At 41.0% G+C, this 14,730-nt stretch carries 16 protein-coding genes; 12 read left to right on the top strand and 4 right to left on the bottom strand.

The genetic code is table 11. The features are described from left to right. Window positions 1-342 precede the first annotated feature (342 nt). Window positions 343-1,029, top strand: a complete 687-nt coding sequence (locus AC1EKL_RS07945) for a hypothetical protein (RefSeq protein ID WP_480189595.1) — start codon at window positions 343-345, stop codon at window positions 1,027-1,029. Between the two features lie 93 nt (window positions 1,030-1,122). Here the strand turns inward: AC1EKL_RS07945 and AC1EKL_RS07940 are convergent, their stop codons facing one another. Further along, window positions 1,123-1,737, bottom strand: coding sequence for a sunset domain-containing protein (locus tag AC1EKL_RS07940; protein WP_480189594.1), 615 nt, complete (start codon window positions 1,735-1,737; stop codon window positions 1,123-1,125). A gap of 153 nt (window positions 1,738-1,890) precedes the next feature. Between AC1EKL_RS07940 and AC1EKL_RS07935 the strand changes: the two genes are divergently transcribed. After that, on the top strand, window positions 1,891-2,715 hold the full coding sequence (locus AC1EKL_RS07935; protein ID WP_480189593.1) for an Rpn family recombination-promoting nuclease/putative transposase: 825 nt from the start codon (window positions 1,891-1,893) through the stop codon (window positions 2,713-2,715). Window positions 2,716-2,758: 43 nt separating this feature from the next. Here AC1EKL_RS07935 and proC read toward each other — a convergent pair whose 3' ends face one another. Then, window positions 2,759-3,523, bottom strand: coding sequence for a pyrroline-5-carboxylate reductase (proC, locus tag AC1EKL_RS07930; protein WP_480189592.1), 765 nt, complete (start codon window positions 3,521-3,523; stop codon window positions 2,759-2,761). 1 nt (window position 3,524) lies between these two features. Further along, window positions 3,525-4,253: a MucBP domain-containing protein gene (locus AC1EKL_RS07925; protein ID WP_480189591.1), complete on the bottom strand. Its 729-nt coding sequence runs from the start codon at window positions 4,251-4,253 to the stop codon at window positions 3,525-3,527. Between the two features lie 334 nt (window positions 4,254-4,587). Between AC1EKL_RS07925 and AC1EKL_RS07920 the strand changes: the two genes are divergently transcribed. The 3 genes from AC1EKL_RS07920 (at window position 4,588) to AC1EKL_RS07910 (ending at window position 5,970) form a co-directional block, all read left to right on the top strand. Next, entirely contained in the window at window positions 4,588-4,758 is a 171-nt protein-coding gene (locus tag AC1EKL_RS07920; RefSeq protein WP_480189590.1) for a hypothetical protein, read from the top strand. Between the two features lie 284 nt (window positions 4,759-5,042). Continuing rightward, complete coding sequence (locus AC1EKL_RS07915) at window positions 5,043-5,285, top strand: hypothetical protein (RefSeq protein ID WP_480189589.1); 243 nt, start codon at window positions 5,043-5,045, stop codon at window positions 5,283-5,285. 88 nt (window positions 5,286-5,373) lie between these two features. Then, window positions 5,374-5,970, top strand: coding sequence for an ECF transporter S component (locus AC1EKL_RS07910; RefSeq protein WP_480189588.1), 597 nt, complete (start codon window positions 5,374-5,376; stop codon window positions 5,968-5,970). 158 nt (window positions 5,971-6,128) lie between these two features. Here the strand turns inward: AC1EKL_RS07910 and AC1EKL_RS07905 are convergent, their stop codons facing one another. After that, window positions 6,129-8,339 carry an ATP-dependent Clp protease ATP-binding subunit gene (locus AC1EKL_RS07905; RefSeq protein WP_480190063.1) on the bottom strand — a complete coding sequence of 737 codons (2,211 nt, stop codon included), beginning with the start codon at window positions 8,337-8,339 and terminating at the stop codon, window positions 6,129-6,131. Between the two features lie 260 nt (window positions 8,340-8,599). Between AC1EKL_RS07905 and AC1EKL_RS07900 the strand changes: the two genes are divergently transcribed. The 7 genes from AC1EKL_RS07900 to AC1EKL_RS07870 all read left to right on the top strand — a co-directional run bounded on the left by AC1EKL_RS07900 (window position 8,600) and on the right by AC1EKL_RS07870 (window position 14,580). Beyond that, window positions 8,600-8,797: a hypothetical protein gene (locus tag AC1EKL_RS07900; RefSeq protein ID WP_480189586.1), complete on the top strand. Its 198-nt coding sequence runs from the start codon at window positions 8,600-8,602 to the stop codon at window positions 8,795-8,797. 100 nt (window positions 8,798-8,897) lie between these two features. Beyond that, entirely contained in the window at window positions 8,898-9,164 is a 267-nt protein-coding gene (locus AC1EKL_RS07895; RefSeq protein WP_006916801.1) for a phosphocarrier protein HPr, read from the top strand. Between the two features lie 2 nt (window positions 9,165-9,166). Then, window positions 9,167-10,900, top strand: coding sequence for a phosphoenolpyruvate--protein phosphotransferase (ptsP, locus tag AC1EKL_RS07890; RefSeq protein ID WP_480189585.1), 1,734 nt, complete (start codon window positions 9,167-9,169; stop codon window positions 10,898-10,900). 128 nt (window positions 10,901-11,028) lie between these two features. Next, a complete protein-coding gene (locus AC1EKL_RS07885) occupies window positions 11,029-12,243 on the top strand; it encodes a glycosyltransferase family 4 protein (RefSeq protein WP_480189584.1) in 1,215 nt (404 codons plus the stop codon). Continuing rightward, window positions 12,243-13,265, top strand: coding sequence for a glycosyltransferase family 4 protein (locus AC1EKL_RS07880; protein ID WP_480189583.1), 1,023 nt, complete (start codon window positions 12,243-12,245; stop codon window positions 13,263-13,265). Before AC1EKL_RS07885 ends, AC1EKL_RS07880 begins: the two co-directional genes overlap by 1 nt. A 1-nt stretch (window position 13,266) precedes the next feature. Continuing rightward, window positions 13,267-14,292 carry a lysylphosphatidylglycerol synthase transmembrane domain-containing protein gene (locus AC1EKL_RS07875; RefSeq protein WP_480189582.1) on the top strand — a complete coding sequence of 342 codons (1,026 nt, stop codon included), beginning with the start codon at window positions 13,267-13,269 and terminating at the stop codon, window positions 14,290-14,292. 39 nt (window positions 14,293-14,331) lie between these two features. After that, window positions 14,332-14,580 (top strand): DUF1797 family protein, encoded by a 249-nt coding sequence (locus AC1EKL_RS07870; RefSeq protein WP_480189581.1) that lies wholly within the window; start codon window positions 14,332-14,334, stop codon window positions 14,578-14,580. Window positions 14,581-14,730: the final 150 nt, after the last annotated feature.

Raw genomic sequence — 14,730 nt, 5'->3', positions numbered from 1 at the left:
CTCCCAATAGTATATCCTAGATTGTTAAACTTTCTGGCTAGATAATTTCATTACTTTAATTATAGGTCTAATTAATCAATATGAAGAAAGAAATTTGGGTATGTAGTTAGTCAAATGTTAATTTAAAACGATTTTAAATATAAAACAGGAAGTTAGCTTAAAATCATTGGCAATAACAATATAGAAATTTTAATAAGTATGATAAAATAACGTAGAAGTTTTCTGCAATAATTAATTAATATATGGGAAGAAAAAGTATGGATTTACAAAGAATTTTTCAATTTAAGTGGAGTGATAGCGGTCGTTCTGCTTGTTTTACAGTATTTAGTTCAAGTATTAAGAATGAAAAGAGGATATTCGACAGTCCGACGTTGGCGTGTTTTTATTAATTGGTTATTAATAGTTATCTTTTTTGTTGGCTTTGGTGGAGGAGGATACCTTTCATATAAAAATGGGCAAGCAGTTTCTCATGAATCTTCCAAAAAATCAACTAAGGTAAAAGAGGGTAGTAATGATCAAATTTCGTTAACCTTTAATAAAAAAGTTCATTTAGATGAAAATGGTGAGCGACGAGTGTCATTTAAAGTTTCGCCAAATACTCATTTAAAAATTGTTGGTCATTACAGTAAAAAAGTATACAAAGAATTTAATGTACGTTCAGGAAAAAATAAGGTGACTTTTCATTACACTTTCCGTGATTCCGGGACGTACGATATTGTTGCTGAGAATGGGAAACGTAAGATTACTAAGAAATTAGTGGTTGAAGATAATCCTGCAAGTTCTCATGAATCTTCAATTCAAAGTAGTAGTGCTTCTAGCATTAGCACTTCGTCAAGTTCATACAGCAGTAACCGTGTTGCTAATAACATTGGAAATGGAAGAAATGTTACAACTGGTGGATCACCACAATCAGGATTACGTTCTTACGCGAACAGTTATACAACAAGCCGACTAACTTCTTCGAATACTCAAACAACACCAAGTGAACAGACTCCCCATGAAGGAACAACAAATAATGGAGGAGAGTAACTAGACCATTCTGATTTATATGGATAAATTATTAAAAGAGCCGATCAAGCAAATTGATCGACTCTTTTAGAATATTTAGATGAATCAATAGTTTTACCGCAAGGCTTTTCGATAACCAGCAGCTTGAGCTTCTGCTTCAGTTTTAAAATAAACGGCGTTCGCAGAATTCATTCTGTAACCGTGCTGGCCTGGAGTATGATAAATCATTGATTTTGAATTTCCAACAATGGTACCCTGCTGATCAGTGGTCATATCACCATGATTATTGTCAACACCAGTACCATTGCTATTGTTGCTTAAAGTTGCATTCGAATTATTATCAGTGTCTTCCGTATCTTCTTGATTATCGGATGACGTATCAGTATTATCTGATTCATCATCATTTTCCTCGGATTCACTGTCGTCATCATCATCGTCATTACTTGATTCTTTGTGATGTTCAGTTTTTGAACTGGAAACGGCTTCATGATGAGAATTTTTAGAATGATCGGATAGTGTACCGGCGATACCGAAACAAATTAACATAATGATGAAAGAAGGGATAATTCGCTTCTTTAAAAGATTAGTCCGCTTGTCAGAGTTTTGATACGCTTTGACACAGAAATAAATGAGTGCCCCAATTGCTGCTAATCCGCCAACAATCATAAAGAACTTTAGAAATGCAAAGAAAATAATTAAACATATTATCCCGATAATGATATTTGTCATGTAATTTACTCTCCCAAATTTTTTATCTATAGTATCTTCAAGTTTACCAGAAAACTGGATTTAATATTACAGAAATTATTGATGCATTATTAAATAAAAAACAGCGATTTTTCCGTCTATAAAATATATCGGGTAATATAAAGGAGAGATTTGATGGAAAAGATTAGTATTCAAGATGGTTATGTCTTTGGCAGTGTGATGAGTAATTTGCGTCTTTGTAAGCATTTGATTCAAATGATTTTACCAGACTTGAAGGTAAGGGAAATTAAATTTCCGGTTCTTGAAAAGGGAGTACAAGAAGATCCACATAGCCACGGCGTTCGTTTTGATGTTTATACTGAAGATTCAAACGCAGTTTATGAAATTGATATGCAAGTCCGAAAAACGAAAGCTTTACCGCAAAGAATTAGGTATTATCAAGGACGAATTGATGGTGACTTGATTAGTCATGGCGACAGTTATGAACGATTAAAGAAAACCTACGTAATCTTTATTTGTCCATTTGATCCTTTTGGTCATGGACTTTGTAAGTATGAATTTCAAAATGTTTGTATAAATAATCCACGTATCCGAATGAACGATGGTCGTACAGTAATTTTCCTCAATACTAAAGGAACAGCTAATGATGTTTCCCAACCCTTGCAAAATTTTCTGCAATATGTTGATAATAAAGATGTTCAGGATGATAGTTATGTTAAGGAAATTGCCAGTTATATTCATCGTTTGAGTCGCAATGTGAAATGGAGGAACGGCTACATGGATAATAAAACGCATATGATGTTTCATGATGAAGACGTTCGGGAAGCGGGAATTGAGGAAGGAATAGCAAGAGGTAAAAAGGAAACTCTTGTAAAGACAGTCCGGCTTCTTCAGCAGATGCAGATTCCTGAAACGCAAATCAAGCAAAAGCTTCAAATGGATTTTGCTCTATCAGAAGATGAAATTACGACATTACTAGCAATGGTTAACTCTCATTAAAATAAAGGATCCCTTGGTCATTGATACCAAAAGGGATCCTTTATTAATTTTCACTTGCTTGATCCACTGCGTCCATCATGGCATAACGGACGCGGTGTTTTTCTAATGCTTCGACACCACGAATTGTGGTTCCACCAGGTGAGGTAACTTGGTCACGTAATTCAGCTGGAGATAATCCGGACTCCAATGCTAATTTACCGGTCCCGGCCACCATACTGGCAGTAAGTTCATTCGCAGTCCGTCGGTTAAGGCCATGCTTAACTGCCGCATCGCCCAATGCGTCCATGATGACATCGATGAATGCGGGGCCACATCCGCCAATGGTACCAACAATATTTAGTTGATCTTCAGGCATGGTAATCACCTGACCTAGTTGTTTGATCAGAGAAATGACATCCGCAGAATGATCAGTGTTGCTACCGAGTGCCAGCCCAATGGTACCAGCGTTAACACTAACGGGAATATTTGGAATAATGCGTATCCATGGATTATTAAGCAAGACTTTTCCTAAGCTCTGCAATGAAATCCCGGCGGCGGCCGAAATCATGACAACTTTTGCAGGGAGCTGATCAAAGTCTTTAATAATGTTTAGTGTCAATGATGCGGGAGTGGTCAATAGTAATACATCCGGCTGCCAGTCCATCATTTCGTTTGCATGATGAAAAAGCGGAAGTTGCCGTTCAGCACAAAATTTAGTGACCCGCGGATTTTCTGGATTCATTACTGCAATGGTAACCTGACTAGCATTAAGCCATCCCTTGATCATTGCCGTCCCCATGTTACCGGCACCAATTACACCAATTTTCATCTTATTCATCCTCATCTTGTTTTGTTAAGTGCACGTAGGCACCATTAATAAAGCCCCGTTGCTCATCTTGATACCAGGTGACCCCATTCTCGTCTTCCAGTCGACCAATTAATACTAGGTCTTGACCGTTGGCAACAGTACCGGTGGACTGACCATATGGATAATCATAAGTGTAGAGATGACCGCCCCGTAAGTAATCAACGGTGGCGGGCACTTTATTTAATGGCAAAACGCGTAGGTTAGTAACCGGTCCATCCTTAACTGGTGGTTCCTTAGCAAATGGGTCGTGATGAACAATTTTCATTGTATTCACATCAAACTTGATCCAACGATCAGCATTCACTTCATACCAAAATTCACCATTGGTCGTTGCTACCCGTTCGAATGAACGGACATACATTTCGCCAGGGAGGATGTTATCAACCGGCATTCCTTCCACCTGATCATACTGTTGGACAGGTTGTTCTAAGTAGAGGTACATATCGATATCTTCGATTTCACCCCAGCTCTTTTTCCGGTAGTAGAAGTGGACATTTTCTTGACTGCCATCGAACTTGCCGGAAGTTTGACCGTCAGTTTTAATAAGTTTATATTGGGGTAATTCTTTTTTTACAACGGTGTATCCGTCGTTTTCATATCCACGAATTAATTGCGGGACAGCAAGATTGGCTCCCGAATCAATATCTTGGTAATAAACCCAGAAGGGGCGTCCAGTTTTTAAAGATTTCATGAGTTTCAACTCCATTATTTTTGTTCATTAAGGTTAGTATACCGCGTTTATCCTGGCGGAGAGAGTGATCTTAACATTCTTTAAATAAGTATAGGAAAATCGATCACATCAAAGCTTTGTTGAATTGTTTAAAGAAACAAAAAATAATCAGTCGTTTCTACCATCGTGATGACCATAACTACCATGCGTTTCATTGTTATTTCAAGAAAAGTAATATGACTTTTCCATGGGAATTACAGATTTGGGATCAGGAAGACGAACAAGAGAATGTGACTGCCCATCTAAGGCATAATCAGGAGCGGGATGATATACTAAAAGAAGGAGGTAAGTAACGATGATTCAATTAATACTATTAGTGACATATCGTAGGCAAAAATTGGCTTACCGTTTTGCCTCAACACATTATCAAAAAATTGAAGAACAAGAAAAAAAGATCAGTCATTTAATTAAAAACATTCCGTTGTCGTTTAGTAATCGACTCGCGATGCCTCCTTGGAAGCTTTAAAAGAAAAGGACCCATATTTTAAAGATGTTCAGTATGAATCGTCCTTGGAATCATTTATCTCTGATATGAAAAGCAAAAGTGAACTAAATGATGAGGACATTGCTTCATATCTACAAACCAAATAGCATTTAGATGCCTTTTCCTTACAAAAGGTCCTATATTATGGTTATGCAGGTTTTTTAACGGAATTCCATCAACGACCCTTTAACGCTCATTTTATTGCTTTTTCTCATGGACCAGTTGATTATGATATCTGGAAACGGATTAAATATTCACCAGAAACTATGAATTACCAATTTGATTTTTTACAAAAGATTGCAGCTAAACCAAAGATTAAGCAATATTTAGATGGAGTTGTTAAAAAATACGGGCAGTATTTTCAAAAGACGAACAGCTTTAATAATGATGACGAAAATCCTACCCATAACTTAGGTACGCCATGGAGTCGTGCGTATGCAAAGGGGCAAAATACGCCAATTACGGATGATGATATTTTAAAGTATCATTATTTAGAAAAAATCGACTAAATTTATACACAAAAAGCCCGTCAGAAATGACGAGCTTTTTAGTTACTGGTTATGCTATAATTTCTTTATCAAATTTGAGGAGATAATCATGAATCGTCAACGTCAGCAAATCCACAATATGACCCGACGCACGATGTTAATTGTGTTAATTGTATTACAAGACTTGTTACCATTTATTGGGAACCTACCGATTGGTCCGCTTTCAATCACAACGTTACCGATCACGGTCGCGGTGGTTGCGGTTCTTTTTGGCCCCTTAGATGGGGCGGTGGTTGGTGGTGCCTGGGGAGTTCTAACCTGGATCAGGGCGTTTGTTTACCCCAGCAGTCCATTGGCACCACTGATTTTTACTAATCCCTTCATCGCTGTTTTACCACGGATAATGGTGGGGATTGTTGCTGGATATGTGTTCAAAATTGTCCGTCAACGAAGTGAACGCATTGCGGCCAGTTTATCCGGAGCATTGGCATCGTTAACCAATTCGATGTTGGTCCTTGGGGGAATTTATTTATTTGCGAATACCCCGGCGGTTGCTGCTGGTTACCATGTTCATCAATCAGGACTGATTAATGCCTTAGCGATCATCCTCGGAACGAACGGGGTGGTGGAGTTAATTATCACCGCGGTGGTGACACCATTAATTGCATTGCCACTACTAAGGCACCTACAAAGAAAGGGAGCGTGACAGAAGCCATTTATGGCTTCGTTTTCACGCCCCCGCGAGCGCAAATAGGGCTCCAGAGTTCGGCTTGACCGAGCACTGGAGCCCATTTGCGTACCGCGCCATTCGTATTTCCATCTAGCAGAATTACTTATGACACGATCCCTTTTGGTTAGTCTAAATTAGTCGTTATTTTCTGTTGTCATTGGTTCTTTGGCGTCATCTTTTGCCATCACCGTAATTTGGTCACCATCCATTTTGGCAACCAAGTTGTGGGCATCACTGTTGTCCAGAACAAAGTCGGCAATCCGATCTTCGATTTGCTCTTGAATTACCCGCCGTAATGGACGTGCTCCCATCTTCGGGTTGTAGCCAAGTTCGACTAACTTTTCATCAACATCTTCTGGAACGTCAATGTGTAAGTTGCGGTCTGCCAACATTGTGTTAACGTCTTTAATCATCAGGTCGACAATCTTCATTAAGTTATCCTTAGTGAGGGCGTTAAACTCAACGATGTCATCAAACCGGTTCAGAAATTCTGGCTTGAAGTAATTAGTCAGTTTATCCAAGACGGATGAAGTGTCACCAGAAGCTTCAGCACCAAATCCAACGCTGGTAACCGCGTCACCGGAACCAGCATTGGAGGTCATAATAATGATGGTGTCCTTAAATGAAACGGTGCGGCCTTGGGAATCGGTTAAACGTCCATCGTCCAGAATTTGCAGGAACATGTGCATTACATCTGGGTGCGCCTTTTCAACTTCATCCAGGAGAATCAAGCTGTAAGGGTGCCGACGAACTTGTTCGGTTAACTGACCGGCTTCTTCGTAACCAACGTACCCAGGTGCAGAACCAATTAATTTGGATGTTGACATCTTATCCATGTATTCGGACATGTCGAAACGGATCATGGCGTCCTTTGAGCCAAAGAGTTGTTGGGCTAATTGCTTGGCAGTTTCAGTCTTACCAACCCCAGTTGGACCCACGAAGAGGAAGGAACCAATTGGGCGGCCGGACTTGTTCAAACCAATCCGGTTCCGACGAATGGCCCGTGCAATCTTATCGACAGCTTCCGTTTGTCCAATAACGTGAGCGTCAAGCTTTTTGTCAAGATCCTTGAGTTGTGTTTCTTCTTGCTTTTGCAAATCACCGACCGGAATGTTGGTCTTTTCTTCAACAATATCCTGCATATCCTTAACGGTTACCGTTGCTTCATCTTCAACTTTGTTTTCTTCAGCGGCTTTCTTAGCCTTGGTCAAGCGAGTAACCTGATCCCGATAAAAGGCCGCCTTTTCATAGTCTTGATTATCAACGGCTTGCTGCTTATGGGCTTCAGCAGTGTGGATTTCATTTTCAATTGCGGCCGGATCGACATTCTTTAAAGTCAAGTTCTTCCGTGAACCCGCTTCATCTAAGAGGTCGATCGCCTTGTCTGGCAGGAACCGATCTTGGATATAACGATCAGATAGCTTGGCAGCGGCCACAATGGCATCATCCGTGTACTTGACGTGGTGATAGTCTTGGTAACGGGTCTTGATCCCGTTTAAGATTTGAATAGTTTCGTCAACGGAAGGTTCTTCCACTTGAACTGGTTGGAACCGCCGGGCTATCGCACCGTCCTTTTCAATCTTCCGGTATTCATTTAAGGTCGTAGCACCAATTAATTGGAAATCACCACGTGCCAGAGCAGGCTTCAAAACGTTCCCGGCATCCATGCCGCCTTCTGCGTTTCCGGCACCCATGATTTCATGGATTTCATCAATAAAGAGAATGATGTTCGGGTTCTTCGAAACTTCCTTAATTAATTGTTGCATCCGCTGTTCAAATTGACCACGAATTCCAGTCCCTTGAACAAGGGAAACCACGTCTAAACGAATAATTTCCTTATTTTGCAGTTTTTCTGGAACGTCACCCGATACGATCGCGGTAGCGAGTCCTTCTACGACCGCCGTCTTACCAACTCCGGCTTCACCAATTAAAACCGGGTTATTCTTGGTCCGCCGGTTGAGAATTTCAACGACCCGCTTAATTTCATTATCACGGCCAATAACCGGGTCAATTTTTCCTTGGCGGGCAAGGTCCGTCATATTGATCCCAAATTGAGCGAGCATGCCGCCTTTACCGCCACGACCGTTGCCACCTTGACGTTGGTTTTGGGAAGCACCAGCTGCGGCTTGACTTTGCATATTATTGAGTGCCTTCATAAAGTCGTCCATGTTACCGAAGGCAAATCCGCCATTATTCATATCATTTCCTCCATTCATCATATTTAATTGTTGATTGTTAAATTCTTCATAACATTTTTGACAGAGGTCGACCTGCATTTTCTGACCATTAACCATCATTTGTAGATGAATGGTTGCAGGATTTTCGTGACAGTTTTGACATAACATTGTCGAAAGATACCTCCTTCATTAATTTCAAAAAAGTTTGACCTTTCTTGACTATTGATTATAATTATACTTACTTTTTTTCAGAAAGCAAGGGAATGCACTGATTGAGTGAATTGTGAATAAACGCTGTTGGATCAAGCGTTATCGCCGTTTAATCACCTCTGCATCCAAATAAATTTTAGCACTCTTTATGAATGATTGCTAAATTGGTGCGAAAATCATGTATAATATAGTAGAAACTTTTTAAAGGGGATGATGGGTTGTCAGAAATTGATTACCAAGCACAATTGGATCAACTGCATGCGGGAAAGGTGAAAGAACTGATCATTAAGCCGGAACAGTTCATGGATTTTCAAAATGTGTTTCAAAGTTATCAATACCGTTCCCAAATTGAGGGGGATGCCAAGCATGGTGGAGAAATTCACTATCATCTAATTAGTGAGCGGGCTGAATCGTAATTTTTACGCTTGTATTTACCGCTTACAATCGCTATAATAAAACAAAGTAAAGCGCGAAAAGTGCTGCTTAACTATTATTGTTCTAAGGAGAATGATTATAATGGAAAAACGTGATTTTACTATTACTGCTGAAACTGGAATCCACGCACGTCCTGCAACGATTTTAGTACAAACTGCTTCAAAGTTTACTTCAGACATTACCTTAACTTACAACGGTAAGAGCGTTAACTTGAAGTCAATCATGGGTGTAATGTCACTTGGTGTTGGTCAAAACGCTGAAGTAACAATCTCTGCTGAAGGTGACGACGAAAAGGATGCCATTGCAGCAATCGAAGACACAATGAAGAAGGAAGGACTGGCTGACTAATCATGTCCCACACACTCAACGGCATTGCTGCCGGTGGCGGGATTACCATCGCACCGGTCTATGTCATGGGGGCATCCAGTCTGGCCGCACCTAATAAGGTCGCGGATGATGAGAATCATGAAGCACAGCGGCTTCGTGATTCTTTTTCTTTAATTAACCATGATTTGCGACAAATTGGTGACCAGGCGGAAGCAGAATTTGGTCGACCAATTATGACCATTCGGACGCTCCAGACCGTTATCAATGATCCAGCCGTCCGCCAACTGGCGATGGATATGTTAATTGAAAACCATTGGACCGCTGAGTGGACGGTGGAACAGTTGGTAGATCGTTTACAAAAGCTGTCCACGATTGCAGTCAGCAGTCCTTTTTGGGTCGGGGTGGTTCATGACCTTGGCCAACGCCTTTTGAGCCACTTGTTACAAGAGCCGATTCCAGATGTTGCTAATTTAGACCACCGGGCGGTTGTAATCGCCCATTCAATTAGTCCAACTCAGGTTGTTCGCCTTGATCGTCAATTAGTTGCTGCCCTGGTAACGGATGAAGGCGGTGCAACATCACATTTCTCTTTATTATCCGAAGAACTAGCCATTCCAAGTGTTGTAGCAACTCATGGAGTGACCAAATATGCTCATGATGACATGGTGGCAATTGTGGATGGTATTCACGGTAAGGTCATTTTGCAACCTTCACCGCAGGAGATTGATCAATACCAGAAAATGGCCGGCCAGTATGCACGTGAAAACAGTGCACTTGGTAAGTTGAAACATCAGGAAACGCGCAGTACTGACGGGCAGCGGATTCGGATTGCTGCAAATATGTCCTTGCCAGACGAAATTAATTCCATTACACATAGCGGTGCGGAAGGGGTTGGATTATTCCGGACGGAATTTATGCTAATGGAGGATGCCCGGTTTGCCAGCGAGGATGCCCAATTTGCGATTTATAAGCAGGTTGCTACTGCCATGCCAGAACGACTAATTGTGGTTCGGACTCTTGATATTGGTAGTGATAAATTAGTTCAGGACGCAAGTTATGATGATGGTAGTAACCCGGCGCTAGGATTGCGAGGCTTACGGCTCGGATTAGCTCATCAAGAGTTACTTCGTCCGCAAATCCGCGCGTTACTGCGGGCAGCTACTTATGGTAAAATCGCGATTATGTTTCCAATGGTGACGACATTATCGGAATTTCGCCAAGCCCGGCAGATTGTTGATGAAGAACGGCAAAAGCTTACTGATGAGGGAATTAAGATTCCTGATAATGTTCAAGTCGGGATGATGGTTGAAACGCCAGCAGCCGTGACAATGATTGATCAATTTGCTCAGTATGCGGATTTCTTTAGCATTGGTTCAAATGATCTCGCACAGTATTTATTTGCGGTTGATCGTACCAATGGTCAGGTGGCACCGCTGTTGCAGACGTTACATCCAGCAATGCTCCGTTCCGTCTTGCACGTTATTCGTCAGGCACATAATGAAGGCAAGTGGGTGAGCCTTTGTGGTAATATGGCGGCCCTTCATGTTGCGGAACCATTACTTTTGGCCATGGGATTGGATGAATTTTCGGTCCCTAGTGATCACATTTTACCGTTAAGACATCTCATTAGTGGCCTGTCAGTTCGACAACTGCAGCCATTATTACATCAAGCACTAGGTTTAGAGAGTGCGGCTGAAGTTGAACAGTTAATCAAACACTCTTTACCAGAACTTTATCAGGCAGATCAGAATAATTAATTCAGGCCCGCATCAGTGATTCATGATTTCGCTGGTGCGGGTTTTGACTTGCGACAAAAGCAGAGAAAGTTTAAAATAATTAGAATGTGTTATTAAGAGTTAAAAACGCTGAAAAAGGAGAATTTCGTTTGAATATCGGACTGTTTACAGATACATATTTTCCACAAGTAAGCGGCGTGGCGACATCCATTAAGACCTTACGAGATGAGTTAATTGCGCAGGGCCACCACGTTTACATTTTTACATCGTCAGATCCACGGGCAACGGATAGTCCTGAAGATGGGATTTACCGGTTTGCCAGTGTTCCGTTCGTTTCATTTAAGGATCGGCGAATCGCGTTTAGTGGTTGGTTTAAAGCCCTCCGGATTGCCCGTAAGCTCCACTTAGATATCATCCATAACCAGACCGAGTTCTCACTTGGTGTAATGGGGAAGATGGTCGCCAAGGAGATGGGGATTCCCTGTCTGCATACTTATCACACAATGTACCAGGATTATCTTCACTACATTGCCAATGGTCGCATTCTCAAGCCGAAGGATGTGGCTCGTTTAGCACATTTATACCTTAAGAATATGTCAGGAATTATTGCGCCGAGTGAACGGGTTCTAGATACGCTTGAAAGCTATCATGTCGAGTCACCAATTCGGATTATTCCGACGGGAGTTAATCTACGCGTGTATAAGCTTCGCGATACTGACGAACAAAAAGCCGCAATTCGCCAAAAGTATGGCTTTAAAGCCGATACTCCAGTGATGTTGTCGCTGAGTCGACTCGCCTTTGAAAAGAATATTCAAGAATTGATTAATTCTATGCCTGATATTGTTGCCCAAGAACCAGCTACGCAGTTATTAATTGTCGGCGATGGTCCCGCCCGTTCCTCGTTAGAACGTCAGGTTCGGGAAATGAACTTAGGGGATCACGTCACCTTTACTGGTCAGGTCAACAATGATCAAGTTCACCATTATTATCAAATGGCGGATGTTTTTGTTTCGGCATCTGATTCCGAATCTCAAGGGTTGACCTATGATGAAGCACTCGCCTCCGATTTACCGATTGTGGTTCGCCGGAGTGAGTATACTGATCAACTAATTGATGATCCGGGAATTGGCATTAGTTTTCAGCGGCGGGCTGAACTGGTCAACGGGGTTTTGAATTATTTGAAGAATCCGCCCCGGGCTGAAGCCGTTGCCAAACGTCAGCAAAAATTGCATGATATTTCGGCGGCGGTATTTGCTAAGCGGGTCCTCGATTTTTATGAAGAATGTCAAAATCGTTTAGACCAGGAAAGCGCCCTTAAACAACAGCAGCGTCGACACTTGTTTCATCGTTCAAGGAGACTCTAATGTTAAAGATTACAATGTATTCGTCGGCTGATAAGGTGAAAGGCCAGGGGGTTGGCAGCGCCTATATAGAGCTAGTTAAAATGCTTCGGCAGCGTTTTAGTAAAGAGTTCGATATTGAGATTAATAAGTGGCGAGCTAGTGATATTAGTCACTACCACACGATTGATTTACCTTTTTATTTCTCAACCTTTTCTAAAAAACGTGGTCGTAAAATTGGTTATGTCCATTTTTTGCCAGAAACGTTAGAAGGAAGTTTGAAGATCCCACAACCATTCCGGGGGATCTTTTATCATTATGTAATTGCATTTTATAAGCGGATGGATCATCTAGTGGTCGTGAACCCGTCATTTATTCCTAAATTAGTGGCTTACGGAATTCCGGAGAAGAAAATTTCGTATATTCCTAATTTTGTTGATGCGAAGGAATTTTATCCGGTTGATGCTGACCAACGACGGCGGTTACGGGACAAGTTTAAAATTCCGTTAGACAGATTTGTAGTACTAGGTAGTGGTCAGGTCCAGGAACGCAAAGGGGTTCCGGACTTCATTCAGCTCGCCCGTCAAAATCCAGACATTCAATTTATTTGGGCTGGTGGCTTTTCATTTGGTGCGATGACGGATGGGTATAAGGAGTTAAAACGGGTGGTTGATGATCCACCTGCAAACCTCTGGTTCCCGGGAATTGTAAGTCGACAAGAAATTGCTGAACTTAATAATGCAGCGGATTTGTTTTTGCTACCATCCTTTAATGAACTATTTCCGATGTCGGTTCTTGAAGCGTTCTCTTGTGGAACGCCAGTGATGCTGCGTGATCTTTCTCTTTACCATTCAATTATTGAAGGCTACTATGAACCAGCGGTGGATGTTGACGACATGCAACGTAAGTTAACTCGTTTGAGTAATGATCCAGATGAATTGAAAGGGTTGCGTGATAAAGCACGGCAAGCTGCACAACGGTACTCAAAAGATCATCTGGCTAAGATTTGGTATCGGTTCTATACCAGTCAAGCGAAGGAGAAGTAATATGTCGCGAAAGAATTGGTTAGTGCTGACAACGATGCTGTTGTTAGGCATTGGCATATTTGCGTATTCACTAAGGGATACTAATTTACAAGAGATTAGCGCTGATTTGGCAACCATGAATTGGGGATGGTTTATGGTTGCATTGCTATGTATATGTTTATATTTAGTTTTTGAGGGGGTTACGGTCAAAATCTTTATGGCAAACCGCTATCCTCACTTTACGTGGAAAGATGCCTTACGGTTACCGTTAATTGAGCAACTATTTAATGGAATTACTCCATTTTCAACGGGTGGGCAACCGGCTCAATTGGTTGCAATGCTTCAGTCTGGGGTTGACGGTGGAATTGCCAGTTCCGTATTGCTGATGAAGTTTGTGGTTTTTCAATCGATGATTGTGGTGAACTTTGTTATTAGTTTATTGATTGGTTTTCACTATATTGAAGAAAAACTACATGTCCTATCATTATTAGTAATCTTTGGCTTTGTAATTCATTTAAGTGTGATTGTGGCATTATTGATGGTAATGTACTGGTATAACTTTACGAAGCGTCTTATGAATGTGGTGATCAAACCAGTACGGTGGTTCGTTAAGGAGCGGCGTTATCAGGAAATTAAGAATTCACTAAATGAGAAAGTAGATTCTTTTTACCAAGAGAGTATTAAGATGAAGTCGGAGTATGGAAAATTAGCTAAAGTAGCAGTGGTTACGATTTTACAATTAATGGCTTATTATATTATTCCGTACTTCATCCTCTTAGCGTTGAATGTTCATGGCGTCAGCTTGGTGATGGCGATGAGTTTGCATACGTTAATCTTTATGATTATTTCGCTGTTTCCGATTCCGGGCGGAACGGGGGGTGCAGAGTATAGCTTTGCAGTTCTGTTCACTAGCTTTACAACTTCGCATAGTAAATTAGTTTTAGCGATGCTGTTATGGCGGATCTTAACTTATTACTTTGGCATGTTTGCTGGGATGTTTGCGTTAATGGTTAAACCAGATAAGGTAAAAAATAGTATGGGAGTTTAGGAGAACTAAACTCTTTTTATTTTAGGAGGGCGAGTTGTATTGATTCATTCAAATTTACAAAAGATTATTAGTCGGCTGGATGCGATGTCAAGGGATCAATCTGGTGATCGTCAGGTGAGGGAGTTTCAGCAATATGGTGTCCCAGTTTGTAAAGTGATTTACGATCAAATTAATGGAGAGTTTATTGTGGATCACTACCAACAAGAGAGCCAATTAGTATTTGATAATATCGATTTAGCGGCGATTGAAATTTATGACTGCTTGTACGATTTTAGACATTCATTTTAATCCGGATAAACCTTAAGAGTAACTGATGGATGAAACGGATAAATCGAACTTCTAAAACTGTTAAGGAGGGATCGTACAGCTTTAGAAAAAAGTTGAAAAAGTTTACGAAGTTTTGTTGACAACTAACTAGGGTCACTGGTATATTAATTA

This window comes from Limosilactobacillus sp. C0001E2 (assembly GCF_056590915.1).
This window is presented reverse-complemented; position numbering and strand designations above follow the sequence as displayed.